Origin of the sequence: Amycolatopsis sp. NPDC098790, from assembly GCF_044759945.1 — a bacterium.
Lineage (GTDB): Bacteria > Actinomycetota > Actinomycetes > Mycobacteriales > Pseudonocardiaceae > Amycolatopsis.
On sequence record NZ_JBIWAI010000001.1, the window covers coordinates 96,387 to 112,429 of the forward strand.

Below are 16,043 nucleotides of genomic sequence, written 5' to 3' on the forward strand. Positions count from 1 at the left end.
GTGAAAGTGCCGCCCTCCCAAATTTGTCTAGACCACCACCCGATCGTAGGTAGTCAGCGGTTCCCGTCGGCCCCTATCGTGATCGGACACGCCGCGTTCGCCCTCAACGACGATGGGAATCGGTATGTCCGGTCGCAGAAACCGCCTGTTCGGAACCCTTCTGGCAGCGGCTTTGGCCGTCCCGCTGCTCGTGTCGGCCCCCGCGCAGGGGGCGGTGCAGGCCGACACGTGCGCGGTGAAACCGCGGCCCGCGGGCAAGGTCCTCCAGGGCTACTGGGAGAACTGGGACGGCGCCGCGAACGGCGTCCACCCCGGGATGGGCTGGGTCCCGATCACCGACAGCCGCATGGCCCAGCACGGCTACAACGTCATCAACGCCGCCTTCCCGGTGATCCGGTCCGACGGGACCGTGTTGTGGGAGAACGGGATGGACGCCGGCGTCAAGGTGTCGACGCCCGCCGAGATGTGCGCGGCGAAGGCCGCGGGCGCGACGATCCTGATGTCCATCGGCGGCGCGGCGGCTGGTATAGACCTGTCGTCGTCGACGGTGGCGGACAAGTTCGTCGCGACAGTCGTGCCGATCCTGAAGCAGTACAACTTCGACGGGATCGACATCGACATCGAGACCGGCCTGACCGGCAGCGGCAACATCAAGACGCTCTCGGCGTCGCAGTCGAACCTGATCCGCATCATCGACGGCGTGCTCGCGCAGATGCCGGCGGGCTTCGGGCTGACGATGGCACCGGAGACGGCGTACGTGACCGGCGGCAGCATCACCTACGGCTCGATCTGGGGCGCGTACCTGCCGATCGTCAAGAAGTACGCGGACAACGGCCGGCTGTGGTGGCTGAACATGCAGTACTACAACGGATCCATGTACGGCTGCTCCGGCGACTCGTACCAGGCCGGGACCGTGCAGGGCTTCACCGTGCAGACACAGTGCCTGAACAACGGCCTGGTCGTGCAGGGCACGACGATCCGGGTGCCGTACGACAAGCAGGTCCCGGGGCTGCCCGCGCAGCCCGGCGCCGGTGGCGGGTACATGTCGCCGAGCCTGGTTTCCCAGGCGTGGCGGTCGGTCCCGGGCCTGAAGGGCCTGATGGACTGGTCGATCAACTGGGACGGCTCGAAGGGCTGGACGTTCGGCAACAACGTCAAGTCGTTGCAGGGCCGCTGAGGTGTCGTGAGTGGCAATTCGGGTCAGAACCCTGGATTGCCACTCACGAATCAGCGTCCCGCCAGTTCCGAGCACACGAGGCTCCGGGCTTCGCGGCCGTGCTCGACGGCGGAGATCCGGTCGCCAAGCGTCGTCGTCGGTGGACTCCCGGCCGTCGTGCACGACCGCCGCCGGGTCGGAGTGGTGTCCGGCATGCGGCGAGCCTACGAGTCGCCGGCCGGGATCGGGTCGTCGTACTCGCCGGACGGGCCGGCGTAGGACCTGCCGTTCGGGAACGGCCACGGGTTCGGGACGCAGCCGTGCAGCCCGAGCGTCTGCTGCTCCATCACCGGCGCCGGCCGGCCCGCGCCCGGGCACAGCTCGTGGCCGTGGCCGAGCCGGTGCCCGGTTTCGTGGGTGACCATGTACTGGCGGTAGACGTCGAGCGGGGCGCCGTAGTTCGGCACGGCGTTGGCCCAGCGGGCGACGTTCAGCACGACGTTGCTGCCGTTGCGGCAGGACGTGTAGCCGTCCGCGGTGCCGCCGCACAGCTTGTCGCGGCTGGCGGGGGTGGCCAGGTAGATGGTGAAGTCGGCGTCGTCGTCCGGGCCGACCTGCTGCAGCCGCCACTCGCCGCCGCCGGTCCAGCCGCGCGGGTCGCCGAGGATGCCGCGGATCTCCTTCGCGAAGGATGCCGGCCCGACGCCGTCGATGTCGGTCTCGAGGGCGATCCGGTACCGCATGAGCTTGCCGGACTTGCCGGCCACTTCGTCGCTGCCGGGGGTGAACATCCACTGGCCGGAGCCGGTGCGCGGGAAGGTGATGGCGACCTCGACGGGCGCGGCCTGGGTGACGGGCGCGGCTTCGGCGGGCGGCGGCGGAACGGAGGTGGCCTCCCCGATGGCCATGACGACCGGCCCGGCCGCGGGCGCGGCGACGGGCTGCTGCTCACAGGCGGTGAGCGCCCCGGCCACCGCCAGCGCGAGCACGGCGACGGCCGCGGCCCGTCTCGCGGTTTTGGGCATGACTCCTCCAGGAAGCGGCTTCACCGGGGAATACGGCCGGGAACCCGGAAAAGTTGCGGTGACGGCCGGTGCCGGAGCGTCACCGCAGCTCAGCACCGGCGGGTGTGACGAGGACCACTCAGGACAGGAACTTGCGCAGGACCTCGGCGACCTGGCGGATCTCCGCCGTCCGGACGTTTTCCTGCTTCGTGTGCGCCAGCGTCGGGTTGCCCGGGCCGAAGTTCACCGCCGGCATGCCCAGCGCCGCGAAGCGGGCCACGTCCGTCCAGCCCAGCTTGGCCGCCGCTCGGCCGCCCGCCGCCGTCACTAGTTCCGCCGCCGCCGGGGCCGACAAGCCCGGCAGCGCTCCCGGGGAAAGGTCCACAACGGACAGTTCGTACCCGTCGAACACCTCGCGCAGGTGACGTTCCGCCGCCTCCGGCGAACGGTCGGGCGCGAAGCGGTGGTTCACCGCCAGCACCGCCGCGTCCGGGACGACGTTGCCCGCCACGCCGCCGCCGATCGACGTCGCCTGCAGGCCCTCGCGGTAGGTCAGCCCGTCGATGTCGACGATCCGCGGCGAGTACTCCGCCAGCCGACGCAGGGGCTCGGCCAGCGCGTGGATCGCGTTCTCCCCCATCCACGCTCGCGCCGTGTGCGCGCGCTTGCCGGTCAGCCGCAGCTCGACGCGCATGGTGCCTTGGCAGCCGGCCTCGATCACGCCGTTCGACGGCTCGCCGACGATCGCCAGGTCGCCCGCCAGCCACTCCGGCAGCTCGCGCTCGATGCGGCCGAGGCCGTTCTTGACCGCTTCGACCTCTTCGTTGTCGTAGAAGACGAACGTGATGTCGTGCTTGGGCGACGGCAGCGTTGCCGCGAGGTGCAGGAAGACCGCGTCGCCGCCCTTCATGTCGACCGTGCCCAGGCCGTGCAGGACCTCGTCGTCGCCGGTGCCTTCGCGCCGCGAAGGCAGGTTGCCGTTCTCCGGCACGGTGTCCAGGTGCCCGGCGAGCACCACCCGCGACGCGCGGCCGAGGTTCGTGCGCGCGAGCACGGCGTCGCCGTTGCGGACCACCTCGAGGTGGGATGCCTGCTCCTGAAGCGCTTTCTGCACCGCCGTCGCGATTTCGGCCTCCGCGCCCGACACGCTGAAGGTGTCCACGAGCGCGGCGGTCAGGTCGACGGGGTCGGCGTGCAGGTCGAGGCTCATGCCCGGCACGCTACCGTGAGGGTGTGCGTAGGTTCGGAGTCGCCGCGGGCGGCGCGGTGCTGGTCCTGGTCCTGTCCGGCTGCGGCAACGAAGCCGGTCCGACGCCCAAGCAGGGCGGCGAGCCGGGTCCGGACGCGCTCCCGACGAAGCTGGACGCGCTGACCGTCGACCAGTGCTACGCGAGCCCCCGCACCCAGCTGCCGAAGGGCTGTGAGAAGTACGTCACGGAGGTCGGCAACGTCCCCGGCTCGGCCCGCAAGCGCGCGAACGACCGCGACCCGCAGCTGGTCGCCGAAGCGGACAAGCTCGACACCGCCGTGAAAGCCTTCCGGAGCGCGGGCTGCACGACCGTGCCCGATCCGGGCGGCGCGTGCACCCAGGCGCTCGTCGACATCGCCGGCGCGCTGAGCGACCTGAAGAAGCAGGTGGCGGCGCGGCCCACGAGTGGTTGATCCGCGTCACTCGACTACCGTGTCGGGCGTGAGCGAGCAGAGCCCGAACCCCGAAACGACCGGCGCCAGCGGCGTCGGGCTGGCCACCGTCGCGACCGACGGGACGGTCCTCGACACCTGGTACCCGCACCCGAAGCTGACCGAAGGCGGCACCGCCGGCACGGAACGCCTCGGCGCGGACGAGGCGAAGGAGCTGCTCGGCGAAGCCGCCGCGGCGCTCCTCGGCCCGGACACCGACCGCGGCGTCGAGGTCGTCGCCGTCCGCACCACGATCGGCAAGCTCGCCGACGCGCCCGCGGACACCCACGACATCTACCTCCGCCTGCACCTGCTCTCCCACCGGCTGGTCCGCCCGCACGGCCAGAACCTCGACGGCATCTTCGGCCTGCTGGCCAACGTCGTGTGGACCAACCACGGCCCGTGCCCGGCCGAGGGCTTCGAGACGACCCGGCTGCGGCTGCGCTCGCGCGGCGCGGTGACCGTCTACAGCGTCGACAAGTTCCCGCGGATGGTCGACTACGTCCTGCCGTCCGGCGTCCGGATCGGCGACGCGGACCGCGTCCGGCTCGGCGCGCACCTGGCGTCCGGCACGACCGTGATGCACGAGGGCTTCGTGAACTTCAACGCCGGCACGCTCGGCGCGTCGATGGTCGAGGGCCGGATCTCGGCCGGCGTGGTCGTCGGCGACGGCTCGGACGTCGGCGGCGGCGCGTCGATCATGGGCACGCTCTCCGGCGGCGGCAAGGAGACGATCTCGCTGGGCGAGCGCTGCCTAATCGGCGCGAACGGCGGCGTCGGGATCTCGCTGGGCGACGACACGGTCGTCGAAGCCGGCCTGTACGTCACGGCCGGAACGAAGGTCGTCGTCGAGGGCAAGGTCGTCAAGGCCCGCGAGCTCAACGGCATCTCGGGCGCGGTCTTCCGCCGCAACTCCGCGACCGGCGCGGTCGAGGTCGTGCCGCGGACCGGCTCCGGCGTCGAGCTGAACTCGATCCTCCACGCCAACGACTGAGCCCGTTTGTTCACTTAGTATTCATGGGGTGACGACCGAAACGTTGCCTCGCACCCCGGCGGAGCTGGGCCTCCCGGAACTGCCCGTGGAGGCCCGCCCGGCCGATCCGGCGGCCCACCACGTGCGCGCCAAGCTCGACCGGGAGATCCGCGCCCTGCTCGCGCACGAACCCGGCACGCGCTCCGGCGCCGACCCCGAGGACCTGCACCAGATGCGCGTCGCCCTGCGGCGGATGCGCAGTGTGCTGAAGCTGTCGGGCCGGCTGGTCGGGGACGGCGCCGAGCCGGTGCGCGCCGAGCTGGGCTGGCTCGGGCAGTCGCTCGGCGAGGTGCGCGACCACGACGTCCTGATCGGGCACCTGCGCGAGGTCATCGCCGACTTCGAGGTCCGCGACCAGCCGGCCGGCCGCCGCCTGGTGTCCCGGTTCGTCACCGAGCGCGCTGCGGCGAAGCGGCGGCTGACGCGGGCGCTGTCGAGCGCCCGCTACTCGACGTTGCTGCGCGAGGTCAGCCTGCTGACCCGGTCGTCCGGCGACGCGGCCGGCGAGCCGCACGACCTGGTGACCGGGCTGGCGAAACCGCACCGCAAGCTGGCCAAGGCCGTCCGCGCGCTGCCCGCGGACCCGCCGGACGACGACCTGCACGCGCTGCGCATCCACGGCAAGAAGCTGCGGTACGCCGCCGAGCTGGCCCAGACGTCGGCGAAGAAGAAGCGCGCGAAGCGGCTCAAGAAGCTGATCAAGGCGACGAGGGACTTCCAGACCGTGCTGGGCGACCACCAGGACGCGGTGATCGCGGCCGAGCGGATGCGCACGGTCCTGGCGAACGCCGACGGCGAGATGGGGTTCGTGGCCGGTCGGATAGCCGAGCGCGAGCTGGCCCGCCGCGCCGAGGCCCGCGCGGCTTGGCAGGACGCCTGGGCCCAGGTCGACAAGGCGGCCCACGCCCTGCACGCCTGACCCGATGACGTGAATGACTCATTCATGTCATCTGGCGACAGGAATGAGTCATTCACGTCATTTCGGCCGCCCCGAGCCCCGGCCGCCGACCGTAAGCTCGCCCCATGGAGACGGCGCTGACCCTGGCCATCGGCGGGGTGATCCTGCTCGCCTTGACCATCCTCACGATCGGCGTCCTGGCCGGCCGCCGGGTGCGGCGCGGGCGGAAGCTCGGCCGCTACCCCTACCGCGCCAAGCCGAACGGCACCTACGACAACTCCACGCACAGCGGGATGTCGTGATCAGGCGATGGACCAGACGTAACCGTCCGGCCGCACCAGCACCTCGGCACCCGGCTTGACGTCGTAAGCCGCGTACGCGAACCCGCCCTCGTCGACCAGCGCGCCCGGCTCCGGGACGCTCCCCGCCGGCAGGATCCGGACCCCCTCCGAAGGCCCATCGCCGAAGACCAGGCGCGTCGCGTGCGGGCCGCGGAACAGCTCGAAGAGCCGGACCCGGGTGCCGTCGGCGGCGACCAACGGCGAGTCCGGCGCGCGGTCGCCGGGTCGCAGCGCGCCCTCACCCGAAGGGGACAGCGGGCCGCCGCGGTAGCTGATGTCCAGCTGCTGCGTCTCCTCGCCGCGGTGGTGGGCGTCGTCGTCGCCGTCGACGTACTTCTGCATCAGCCCGGTCGAGACCCCCAGCACGCGTGCCGCCACCGTCCGGCGCTCGGCCTCGTAGCTGTCGAGCAGCTCGGGTGAGCCGTCCGCGAGCTTCCAGCCCAGGTTGTAGGCGTCCTGGACGCCGGTGTTGAGGCCCTGGCCACCGGTCGGCGGGTGGACGTGCGCGGAGTCGCCCGCCAGGAACACCCGGCCGTCGCGGAACCGCGCGGCCAGCCGGACGTTCGGCCGCCACACCGTCGACCACGCCAGGTCCGACAGCGTGATCCCGCCGCCGCTCAGCGCGTCGAGCCTCGCCTGGACCGCCGGCAGCGCCGTCTCGGCCTCGAGGTCGCCGTCGCCGAGGGCCGAGCCGAACTGGAACCACGGCGTGCCCGGCAGCGGGCTGAACATCATGCCGCGCATCGGGTTCTCCGCGTCGCCGAACCAGTGCCCGTAGGCGCGGTCGAGGCCCTCGGCGTGGACGTCGCCGAGCAGCATCCGGATCGACTCGTCGGTGGTGCCCTCGAACGCGATCCCGAGCGCCTTGCGCACGAAGCTCTTGCCGCCGTCGGCGCCGACGAGGTACCCGGCGCGGACGGTCTCGCCGGTGCTCAGCGTGGCCGTGACGCCCTCGTCGTCTTGCTCGAAGCCGGTCAACGCGGTCGCCAGCTCGACGTGCACGCCGAACTCGGCCAGCCGGTCGCGCAGGATGCCCTCGGTCTGCGACTGGCCGAGGAACCAGCCGGTCGGGTACGGCTTCTCCGGGGTCGGCTCGACCAGGTCGAACATCATCCGCTCGTCGACGACCCGGCCGCCCACGTGGATCTGCATCGGTACCGGCGCGGCCCCCTGCGCCAGCACCGCGTCGAGCACGCCGAGGTCCTCGAAGACCTCCAGCGTGCGCGGTTGCATCCCGTCGCCGCGCGAGCCGACGAAGAAGGTCTCGGCCTTGTCGATGATCCGCACGGCGACGTCGCGCCGCGCCAGCTCGATGGCCAGTGTCAGCCCGGTCGGTCCCGCCCCCGCGATCAGCACCCGTGTGTCCATGTCGCCCTCCCAGTGAATTGTCATTCAGTGAATCTGGATTCAGAATGACACTGCTAGCGTCCCGCGTCAAGGAGGTACCGGTGAACCGCAAGGAGAAGGCCGCCGAGACCGAGGCCGCGCTGAAGGCGGCCGCTCGGCGCGTGTTCGCGCGCAAGGGCTACCTGAACACCAAGATCACGGACATCACCGCCGAGGCGGGCCGGGCCGCGGGGTCGTTCTACAACCACTTCGCGAGCAAAGAGGAGCTGCTCGAGGCGCTCCTGGCCGACATAGCGACGTCCGGCGACGAAAGCGCGCTGTCCGAGGGCCACCTGTCGGACTTCAGCGACCCCGCGGCGGTGCGCTGGCACGTGGCCCAGTACTGGGACTTCTACCGCGAGCACGCGTCGACGATGCAGGCGCTGCGCCAGGCGGCGATGGTGAACGAGGCGTTCGCCCGCACGCTGGCGAGCTTCGGCGCGACCCAGGCGGCGGACCTGAACGGCCACCTCGCCCAGGTGACGGCCGCCGGACTGCGGCTGCCGGCGCGCACCGAGCTGTCGATCGCGATGATGTACCAGCTGGTCGACAGCTTCGCGCAGATGTGGCTGCTCGACCCGGTGCCGGCGGGGTGGACCCCGCCGACCGACGAAGAGGCGATCGAGGCGCTGACGAGGTTCGTCTACCGCGGCTTCACGGGCCGGGACTACTGAGCCAGGCGCTCCACGGCCGCGTCGATGCGCTCATCGGTCGCGGTCAGCGCGACCCGGACGTGCCGGCCGCCCTTGGGCCCGTAGAACGTGCCGGGCGCCACCAGGATCCCGCGATCGGCCAGCCATTCGACCGTCGCCGGGGCGTCCTCGTCCCTGGTCGCCCACAGGTACAGGCCCGCCTCGGAGTGGTCGATGCGGAACCCGTTGTCCTGCAACGCCTTCCGCAGCGACAGCCGGCGCCGGGCGTACCGCTCGCGCTGGGCTTCCAAGGCCTCGTCGTCGGTCAGGGCGGCGACCATCGCCTCCTGGACCGGGCGCGGCACGATCATGCCCGCGTGCTTGCGGACGTCGAGCAGCTGCTTGATCAGCCGCGGGTCACCGGTCAGGAAACCGGCGCGGTAGCTGGCCAGGTTCGCCGACTTGGACAGCGAGTGGACCGCGATCAGGCCGTCGGTGCGGCCGTCGCAGACGTCCGGGTGCAGGACCGACAGCGGGGACGTCTCCCAGCCGAGCGCCAGGTAGCACTCGTCGGACACGACCACGACGTCCCGCTCGCGCGCCCACTCGACCACCTTGCGCAGGTGCTCGACCGGCAGGACCTTGCCGGTCGGGTTGGACGGCGAGTTCAGCCAGATCATCGCCGGCCGCTGCGGGCCGAGCGCGACCGTGCTGTCGGCACGCAGGATCGACGCGCCCGCCAGGAGCGCCCCGACCTCGTACGTCGGGTAGGCCAGCTCCGGGATGACCACCAGGTCGCCCGGGCCGAAGCCGAGCAGGCGCGGCAGCCAGGCCACGGCCTCCTTCGACCCGATCGTCGGCAGGACGGCGTCCGGCTCGATGCCGGTGACGCCGTGCCGGCGGCCGAGGGCGGCGATGGCCGCCGCGCGCAGGGCCGGGATGCCGTGCGTCGTCGGGTAGCCCGGGATCTCCGAGACCGACGCGAGCGCGTCGCGGATGCCGGCCGGGACCGGGTCGACCGGCGTGCCGATGGAGAGGTCGACCACCCCGCCGGGATGCGCCTGCGCCTTGGCCTTGACCTCGGCGAGCGAATCCCAGGGGAAGTCGGGCAGCGCGACCGGGCTCATTCGCCCTGCGGGGGCAGCGCCTTGATGAAGCCCGGGTCGTGCGCGGTCTTGCCCACCTTGGAGGCGCCGCCGGGCGAGCCCAGCTCGTCGAAGAAGTCGACGTTGGCCTTGGTGTAGTCCGACCAGTTGTCCGGGACGTCGTCCTCGTAGTAGATCGCCTCGACCGGGCAGACCGGCTCGCAGGCGCCGCAGTCGACGCACTCGTCCGGGTGGATGTACAGCATCCGCTCGCCCTCGTAGATGCAGTCCACGGGGCACTCGTCGATACACGCCTTGTCGAGCACGTCGACGCAGGGCTCGGCGATCACGTAGGTCACTGCGCACTCCTGCTTTTCTCCGCTAACAGCCAGTCGTGGCCGACACTACGCGGTTCGGCCACCCGTTCGGTTGGTGAGGCAAGCCTTAGCCATACCCGGGGTATGGCGTGTTCACCTCTGCCGACGGCGCGGGGGCGGGGTGGCCCGGGCGTCGCCGGTGATGACGAAGCGCGGCTTGGGGGCTTCGTCCTCGTCCTTCTTCTCCCCCACGGCGCGGTTAAACCCCTCGGAGATCTCGTCGACGAGCTTCTCGTTGTGCCGCTCGTCCTTGCGCTGGATGCCCACGGCCACCTCCTCGGAAATCCGCTCCGCGCCGTTCACGGCCTCGGTCACAATCTAGTCGTGAACGCACGTGAAGCGCTCGAAATCGTCTGCAGCAGAGCATGGCCTCCCCTGGTGGAGGAACCCCTGAACGACTGGCGGCTGCGCTGGGCAGGGGGCTTCACGGGCCGCGCGAACAGCGCGCTCGCCGTCGGCGACCCCGGCGTGGAGATCCCGGAGGCGCTGCGCGCGGTGTGTGACTTCGCCCACGATCGGGGGATCCAGCCGATGGTGCAGGTGATCCGCGACAGCCCGAACGAGCACGCGGTCATCGCCGAAGGCTGGTTCCAGGCGACGCGCCACCACCGCGGCCACGAGGTCGTCGTCCTGACCACCCCGCTCACCCCAGACCGCCACTTTCCCTATGAAAGTGGCGTCCCCGGCCTCCCAGACGCAACTTTCCCTACGAAAGTGACGGACCAGCCGACGCCGGAGTGGTGGGAGCTGACGCTCGGGCCCGGGGAGGACGTTCCGGCCGCGCGGAGTGTTCTGACCGGCGGGAAAGTCGGCTACGGCGTCGCGACGCTCGACGGCGCCACCGCCGGCGTCGTCCGCGGGGCCCTGGTCGACGGCTGGCTGCACGTCGGCCGCCTGGAGGTCGGCCCGGCCTTCCGCCGCCGCGGGCTCGCGAAAGCCCTGATGGGCGCGCTGCACGCGTGGGGCGTGGAACACGGGGCCGACCACGCGGTGTTGCAGGTGGCGGAGGGGAACGCGGGCGCGCTCGCGCTCTACGCGGGGCTCGGCTACGCCCCGCACCACAGATACCGGTACTGGGTCCCTGAACCCGGCTCGTGCGAGGATTCGACGTCGTGAAGATCGTGGTAGTGGTCGGCGGAGTGGGCGGGGCCCGCTTCCTGCTGGGTTTGAAGTCGGCGCTGGGCATGTCCCCCGAAGGCGCGAGCGAGTCGGAGCACGAGGTGACGGCGCTGGTGAACACCGGCGATGACGTCTGGATGCACGGCCTGCGGATCTGTCCGGACCTGGACACCTGCATGTACACGCTCGGCGGCGGGATCGACAAAGAGCGCGGCTGGGGGCACTCGGGCGAGACCTGGGTCGTCAAGGAGGAGCTGGCGGCCTACAGCGCCGAGCCGACGTGGTTCGGCCTCGGTGACAAGGACATCGCCACCCACCTCATCCGGTCGCGGATGCTGCGCGCGGGCTACCCGCTGTCGGCGGTGACCGAGGCCCTGTGCGACCGCTGGCAGCCCGGCGTCCGGCTGCTGCCGATGTCCGACGACCGCGTCGAGACGCACGTCGTCATCGACGACCCGGAGCAGGACGGCCAGCAGAAGGCGATCCACTTCCAGGAGTGGTGGGTGCGCTACCGCGCCGAGCCGAAGGCCCACTCGATCGTCGCGGTCGGGGCCGACGAGGCCAAGCCGGCGCCGGGCGTGCTGGAAGCTCTGAAGGACGCGGACGCGGTGCTGTTCGCGCCGTCGAACCCGGTCGTCTCGGTCGGGACCGTGCTGGGCGTGCCGGGGGTCCGGGACGCACTGCGCAAGACGTCCGCGGGTGTCGTCGGGGTGTCGCCGATCATCGGTGGCAAGGCGCTGCGCGGGATGGCCGACGCGTGCCTGACCGCGATCGGCGTCGAGACGTCGGCGGAGGCGGTGGGCCGGCACTACGGCTCGCGCAAGGACGGCGGCGTCCTCGACGGCTGGCTGATCGCCGAAGGCGAGACGGCGGACGTGCCGGGCGTGACCGTCCGCGACGTGCCGCTGCTGATGTCCGATGTGGACGCGACCGCGGCGATGGCCCGCGCCGCCCTCGAGCTGGCTGGAGCTCCCCTTGCATGACCACGCCTCCCCCAAGCTGGAGATCCTGCCCGTCACCGGGCTGCCGGAGTTCCGCCCCGGCGACGACCTGACCGGCGCGATCGTGAAAGCCGCGCCCTGGCTGCGTTCGGGTGACGTCCTGGTCGTGACCAGCAAGATCGTCTCGAAGGCCGAGGGCAGGCTCGTCAAGGTGCCCGCCGACCCCGAGACCCGCGACGCCGAACGCCGCAAGCTCGTCGAGCGCGAGGCGATCCGGGTGGTCGCGCGGATCGCGCGCACGGTGATCACGCAGAACCACCTGGGGATCGTGCAGGCGGCGTCGGGCATCGACGCGTCGAACGTCGAGGGCGACGAGGTCGCGCTGCTGCCCGCGGACCCGGACGCGTCGGCGCTGGCGCTGCGGGGCGGCCTGCGCGAGCGGCTCGGCGTCGAGGTCGCCGTGGTCGTCACGGACACGATGGGCCGCGCGTGGCGGGTCGGGCAGACCGACGCCGCGATCGGCGCGTCCGGCCTGCGCGTGCTGCACGCCTACCGCGGCGAGGTCGACGGGCAGGGCAACGAACTGGCCGTCACCGAGGTGGCGATCGCCGACGAGCTCGCGGCGGCCGCCGACCTGGTCAAGGGCAAGCTCGGCGGGACGCCGGTCGCCGTCGTGCGCGGGCTCTTCCTGGAAGACGACGGTTCCACCGCGCGGGACCTCGTCCGGCCGCTGGAGGAGGACCTCTTCCGGCTGGGCACCAACGAAGCCATCGAGCAGGGCCGGCGGGCGGCCGTGCCGTCGCGGCGGTCGGTGCGGCAGTTCGCGGACGAGCCGGTGGACCCCGCGGCGATGCGGCGCGCGGTGGCGTCCGCGCTGACCGCGCCCGCGCCGCACCACACGCACCCGGTGCGGTTCGTCTGGCTGCGCGACGCCGGTTTGCGGCACAAGCTGCTCGACGCGATGCGCGAGTCGTGGCGGGCCGACCTGTCCGGCGACGAGTTCACCCAAGAGCAGATCGCGAAGCGGCTCAGCCGCGGCGACATCCTTTACCGGGCCCCGGAAGTCGTCATCCCGTTCCTGGTCCCGGACGGCGCGCACACCTACCGCGACGAGCGCCGCAACGACTGCGAGAAGACGATGTTCACCGTCGCCGGCGGCGCGGCGGTGCAGGGCCTGCTGGTGTCGCTGGCGGCCGAGGGGCTCGGCTCGTGCTGGATCGGGTCGACGATCTTCGCCGCGGACGTCGTCCGGGACGTCCTGGGCCTCGACGAGGGCTGGCAGCCGCTGGGTTCGGTCGCGATCGGCGTCCCGGCGTCGGATCCCGGGCCGCGCGGGCCGATCACGCCCGGAGAGGGGCTGCTGGAGCTGTGAGCCTGCACGCGGACGCCGTCGCGACGCTGGGTGCGTGGCGGCCATCGGTTTCTTCGCAGGAGTCGCTGCGCCAGGCGTTCCTCGGGTTCTTGGCGGCGCGCGAGGACTCGTGTCAGCGGTCGTGCGCGGCCGGGCACCTGACGGCGTCGGCGGTGGTCCTGGACCACACCGGGACGCAGGTGCTGCTGACGCTGCACCCGCGCGTCGGCCGGTGGTTGCAGCTGGGCGGGCACTGCGAGCCCGAGGACGCTTCGCTGGCCGAGGCGGCGTTGCGGGAGGCGACCGAGGAGTCCGGCATGGCCGGGCTGCGGATCGGCCCGGAGCCGGTGCACCTCGACGTCCACCCGATCACGTGCTCGCTCGGCGTGCCGACGCGGCACTTCGACGTCCGGTTCGCGGTGCACGCGCCGGCGGGGGCGTCGCCGGTGCGCAGCGACGAGTCCGACGACCTGCGGTGGTGGCCGGTGGACGCGCTGCCGGCGGGGTCGGCAGATCTCGCCGATCTGGTGAAAGCGGCCGTTCCTGTCGGTGCCGGGCACTAGCCTGGGGTGCGGACAGGGAGGGACCACATGGCTACGCAGTTCCCCGAGCGGGTGCACTACCACTCCGGTGGTGGTGGCGACACCGGGGTGTTCGGGTACATCGTGCTCGGGTTGATCGTGCTGGGGATCATCGTGTTCGTCATCGCGGTGATCGTCCGGGTTTCGAAGATGCGCCGGGAAGAGGCGATGAAGAGGGGTGGGCAGTTCACGCCTTCGGGGAACTTCCCGCCGCAGCAGGGGTTTGCTCCGCCGCCGGGTGGGTTCGCCGCGCCGCAGCAAGGGTTTCCGCCTACGTCGGGTGGGTTCCCCGCGCCGCAGCAGGGGTCGGGTGGGTTCGCGACAGCCCAATCGGGGTCTGGTGGGTTCGCAGCGGCCCAGCCGGGGTCCGGTGGGTTCCCCGTGCCTCAGCAGGGGTCGGGTGGGTTCCCCTCGCCGCAGCCGGGGTATCCGCCTGCGCCGCAGGCCGGGTTCGCGCCGCAGCAGGCCGGGTTCCCGCCTGCGCAACCGATGCCGCAGCCGGGCTTCCCGCCGTCGCAGCCGGTGCCGCAGGGGCCGTACGGGCAGCGTCCGGCGGGCCCGGGAGCGGGTCCGCAGAGCTGGTGATCATCCCCTTCGACAGCGCTTCGCCGGTCCCGCCGTTCGAACAAGTGCGGTCCGGGTTCGCGACGCGGATCAACGACCGGAGCCTCCCGGTCGGCACGAAGCTGCCCACGGTCCGCGCCCTGGCGGCCGAGCTGGGCATCGCGCCGAACACGGTGGCCCGCGCGTACCGCGAGCTGGAGGAGGCGGGCCTGATCGAGACGCGAGGCCGGGCAGGCAGCTTCGTCGCGGCAGCGGGCGACCAGACCCGCCGCCGAGCCCAGCAGGCGGCGGCCGGCTACGCGGACCTCACCCGTAAGCTCGGCCTGGACGACGCCGAGGCGCTGGCGATAGTCCGCGCCGCGCTCGACGAAGGAAGGGGCTGACGGTGGTGCTGAGCGTCCTGACGCTGCTGATCATCCTGGTGCCGATCGCGGTCATCGTGACGGTGGTGGTCCTGGTGATCAAGATGAACAAGCCGAAGCAGCCGCCGTACCCGCCGCAGCAGTACCCGGGTTACCCACCCCAGCAGGGGTATCCGCGACAGCAACCGGGCTATCCGCCGCCGGGGTACCCGCAGCAGCCGGGTTATCCGCCGCAGCAGGGCTACCCGGGACAGCAGGGGTACCCCGGACAGCAAGGCTTCCCGCCCCAGCAGGGCGGCTATCCCCCGCAGCAGTAGGCCATCCCCGCCGCGCGCCAATGTTCGCGCGCGGCGGCGATCGAGCGCGCCCGCCCAACGCGGCCTAAAGCACCAGCTCCAACGCGGCACAACCCAGCCCACGGCAGCGCCCCAACCGCCCGCCCAACCCGGCGCCGCCCAGCCCACAGCGGCGACCTACGGCACCGGCCCCAAGGCGGCAAGGCGCAGCGCACCGCAGCTTCTCGGCCGACCGCCGCGGCCCGACCGCGGTTGCCGCGAGCACCCTGCCCAGCAGCCCGGCCCAGCTCGCCTCACAAACACCACGCAACCATCCCGCGGCGAGCCCGCCACCCGCGTCACATCGCGCGGTAGTCGCGCAACTCGATCCGCGGCCCGAACCGCGGCCGTCGATGTCCCGCCGCCTCCAGGTACCGCACCGCCCGCTGCCGCTGCGGCGCGTACGGCGCCAAGACCTCCGCCATCCCCGCGTCGTCCAGCTTCACGCCCAGCACCGCGTTCCCCACCATCGACGGGATGTTGTAGTCCCCGAAGCTGACCGCGTCCGGGTCGCCCCACGCGCGCTGCGCGATCTCCGCCGCCGTCCACACCCCGATGCCCGGCACGTGACGCAGCAAATGCCGCCCAGCCAGCCCGCGCAGCTCCACCGCCCGCTCCAGGTGGCCCGCCACCCGCGCCGCGTTCAGCAACGCCGTGCGCCGCTTGATGTCGACGCCCGCGCGGTGCCAGTGCCAGTCCGGCAACGAACGAAGCGCCACCGGTGTCGGCGGGACGCGCAGCCGCTCCGGCCCCGGTCCGGGCGCCGGCGCGCCGAACCGGCGGCACAGCTCGGCCCACGACCGGATCGCCTCCTTGCCGGTCACCTTCTGCTCCAGCACCGCCAGCACCAGCCAGTCCCACACCACGCCCGTCGCGCCCAGCCGCAGCTCCGGGTTCTCCCGCCGGGCTCGCGCGACGACGTCGTGGTGCGCGACGAACTCCGAATCGTCGTCGTCCGCGCCCAGCAGCGCCGGGACGCCGGTCAGCAACCGGTCCGCTCCCTCGCCCCACGCCGCCGCCTCGATGCGGCCGTCCGAAAGGCGGCGCAGCGCCAGCGTGCCCGGGCCGTCCGGCGTGTTCGACGCCAGCCACGTGATGCCGCGCTCGTCGGTCAGGATGTTGAGCGACCCGCGCCCGCGCTTCAGCGGACTCAGGACACTGCCCAAGTCGACCTCGAACGCGGGACGCCAGAACATCG

General features: G+C 72.2%; 21 protein-coding genes. 13 read left to right on the forward strand and 8 right to left on the reverse strand.

Annotated features, from left to right (window positions below; genetic code table 11):
- Positions 1-124 precede the first annotated feature (124 nt).
- On the forward strand, positions 125-1,177 hold the full coding sequence (locus ACIQWX_RS00490; RefSeq protein ID WP_400863612.1) for a chitinase: 1,053 nt from the start codon (positions 125-127) through the stop codon (positions 1,175-1,177).
- 50 nt (positions 1,178-1,227) lie between these two features.
- Here ACIQWX_RS00490 and ACIQWX_RS00495 read toward each other — a convergent pair whose 3' ends face one another.
- The 3 genes from ACIQWX_RS00495 to dapE all read right to left on the reverse strand — a co-directional run bounded on the left by ACIQWX_RS00495 (position 1,228) and on the right by dapE (position 3,370).
- Positions 1,228-1,371, reverse strand: a complete 144-nt coding sequence (locus ACIQWX_RS00495; RefSeq protein WP_400863615.1) for a hypothetical protein — start codon at positions 1,369-1,371, stop codon at positions 1,228-1,230.
- 9 nt (positions 1,372-1,380) lie between these two features.
- On the reverse strand, positions 1,381-2,181 hold the full coding sequence (locus tag ACIQWX_RS00500) for a DUF3152 domain-containing protein (protein WP_400863617.1): 801 nt from the start codon (positions 2,179-2,181) through the stop codon (positions 1,381-1,383).
- Positions 2,182-2,299: 118 nt separating this feature from the next.
- Complete coding sequence (dapE, locus tag ACIQWX_RS00505) at positions 2,300-3,370, reverse strand: succinyl-diaminopimelate desuccinylase (RefSeq protein WP_400863620.1); 1,071 nt, start codon at positions 3,368-3,370, stop codon at positions 2,300-2,302.
- Between the two features lie 23 nt (positions 3,371-3,393).
- Between dapE and ACIQWX_RS00510 the strand changes: the two genes are divergently transcribed.
- The 4 genes from ACIQWX_RS00510 to ACIQWX_RS00525 all read left to right on the forward strand — a co-directional run bounded on the left by ACIQWX_RS00510 (position 3,394) and on the right by ACIQWX_RS00525 (position 6,073).
- A complete protein-coding gene (locus ACIQWX_RS00510; protein ID WP_400863623.1) occupies positions 3,394-3,822 on the forward strand; it encodes a hypothetical protein in 429 nt (142 codons plus the stop codon).
- Positions 3,823-3,850: 28 nt separating this feature from the next.
- The gene (gene dapD / locus ACIQWX_RS00515; protein WP_400863625.1) at positions 3,851-4,834 is read left to right on the forward strand and encodes a 2,3,4,5-tetrahydropyridine-2,6-dicarboxylate N-succinyltransferase; all 984 of its coding nucleotides are present in this window, start codon (positions 3,851-3,853) and stop codon (positions 4,832-4,834) included.
- 28 nt (positions 4,835-4,862) lie between these two features.
- Positions 4,863-5,792, forward strand: a complete 930-nt coding sequence (locus ACIQWX_RS00520; protein WP_400863628.1) for a CHAD domain-containing protein — start codon at positions 4,863-4,865, stop codon at positions 5,790-5,792.
- 104 nt (positions 5,793-5,896) lie between these two features.
- Complete coding sequence (locus ACIQWX_RS00525; RefSeq protein ID WP_400863631.1) at positions 5,897-6,073, forward strand: hypothetical protein; 177 nt, start codon at positions 5,897-5,899, stop codon at positions 6,071-6,073.
- Here the strand turns inward: ACIQWX_RS00525 and ACIQWX_RS00530 are convergent, their stop codons facing one another.
- A complete protein-coding gene (locus tag ACIQWX_RS00530) occupies positions 6,074-7,480 on the reverse strand; it encodes an FAD-dependent monooxygenase (protein ID WP_400863634.1) in 1,407 nt (468 codons plus the stop codon).
- A gap of 44 nt (positions 7,481-7,524) precedes the next feature.
- Here ACIQWX_RS00530 and ACIQWX_RS00535 point away from each other — a divergent pair, with 44 nt between their 5' ends.
- On the forward strand, positions 7,525-8,172 hold the full coding sequence (locus ACIQWX_RS00535) for a TetR/AcrR family transcriptional regulator (RefSeq protein ID WP_400863637.1): 648 nt from the start codon (positions 7,525-7,527) through the stop codon (positions 8,170-8,172).
- On the opposite strand, the gene dapC is transcribed toward ACIQWX_RS00535, so the two are convergent.
- From dapC to ACIQWX_RS00550, 3 genes are all read right to left on the reverse strand, one after another.
- On the reverse strand, positions 8,166-9,257 hold the full coding sequence (gene dapC / locus ACIQWX_RS00540) for a succinyldiaminopimelate transaminase (RefSeq protein ID WP_400863639.1): 1,092 nt from the start codon (positions 9,255-9,257) through the stop codon (positions 8,166-8,168). The genes ACIQWX_RS00535 and dapC overlap by 7 nt on opposite strands.
- Positions 9,254-9,574: a ferredoxin gene (gene fdxA, locus ACIQWX_RS00545; protein WP_086680320.1), complete on the reverse strand. Its 321-nt coding sequence runs from the start codon at positions 9,572-9,574 to the stop codon at positions 9,254-9,256. Before fdxA ends, dapC begins: the two co-directional genes overlap by 4 nt.
- 111 nt (positions 9,575-9,685) lie before the next feature.
- Positions 9,686-9,907, reverse strand: coding sequence for a hypothetical protein (locus ACIQWX_RS00550; RefSeq protein WP_400869602.1), 222 nt, complete (start codon positions 9,905-9,907; stop codon positions 9,686-9,688).
- 9 nt (positions 9,908-9,916) lie between these two features.
- Here ACIQWX_RS00550 and ACIQWX_RS00555 point away from each other — a divergent pair, with 9 nt between their 5' ends.
- Genes ACIQWX_RS00555 through ACIQWX_RS00585 form a run of 7 tightly spaced genes read left to right on the forward strand, consistent with a single transcriptional unit; the run spans position 9,917 to position 14,827 of the window.
- Complete coding sequence (locus ACIQWX_RS00555) at positions 9,917-10,708, forward strand: GNAT family N-acetyltransferase (protein ID WP_400863642.1); 792 nt, start codon at positions 9,917-9,919, stop codon at positions 10,706-10,708.
- On the forward strand, positions 10,705-11,694 hold the full coding sequence (gene cofD / locus ACIQWX_RS00560) for a 2-phospho-L-lactate transferase (RefSeq protein WP_400863644.1): 990 nt from the start codon (positions 10,705-10,707) through the stop codon (positions 11,692-11,694). Before ACIQWX_RS00555 ends, cofD begins: the two co-directional genes overlap by 4 nt.
- On the forward strand, positions 11,630-13,024 hold the full coding sequence (locus ACIQWX_RS00565; protein ID WP_400863647.1) for a coenzyme F420-0:L-glutamate ligase: 1,395 nt from the start codon (positions 11,630-11,632) through the stop codon (positions 13,022-13,024). Before cofD ends, ACIQWX_RS00565 begins: the two co-directional genes overlap by 65 nt.
- Positions 13,021-13,566: an NUDIX hydrolase gene (locus tag ACIQWX_RS00570; protein WP_400863649.1), complete on the forward strand. Its 546-nt coding sequence runs from the start codon at positions 13,021-13,023 to the stop codon at positions 13,564-13,566. The genes ACIQWX_RS00565 and ACIQWX_RS00570 overlap by 4 nt, the downstream gene beginning before the upstream one ends.
- A 27-nt stretch (positions 13,567-13,593) precedes the next feature.
- Positions 13,594-14,169, forward strand: a complete 576-nt coding sequence (locus ACIQWX_RS00575; RefSeq protein WP_400863652.1) for a hypothetical protein — start codon at positions 13,594-13,596, stop codon at positions 14,167-14,169.
- Positions 14,166-14,531, forward strand: coding sequence for a GntR family transcriptional regulator (locus ACIQWX_RS00580; protein WP_400863654.1), 366 nt, complete (start codon positions 14,166-14,168; stop codon positions 14,529-14,531). The genes ACIQWX_RS00575 and ACIQWX_RS00580 overlap by 4 nt, the downstream gene beginning before the upstream one ends.
- Before the next feature lie 2 nt (positions 14,532-14,533).
- Entirely contained in the window at positions 14,534-14,827 is a 294-nt protein-coding gene (locus ACIQWX_RS00585; protein ID WP_400863656.1) for a hypothetical protein, read from the forward strand.
- A 317-nt stretch (positions 14,828-15,144) separates the two neighbouring features.
- Here the strand turns inward: ACIQWX_RS00585 and ACIQWX_RS00590 are convergent, their stop codons facing one another.
- Positions 15,145-16,041, reverse strand: coding sequence for a DNA-3-methyladenine glycosylase family protein (locus ACIQWX_RS00590; RefSeq protein ID WP_400863659.1), 897 nt, complete (start codon positions 16,039-16,041; stop codon positions 15,145-15,147).
- Positions 16,042-16,043 lie beyond the last annotated feature (2 nt).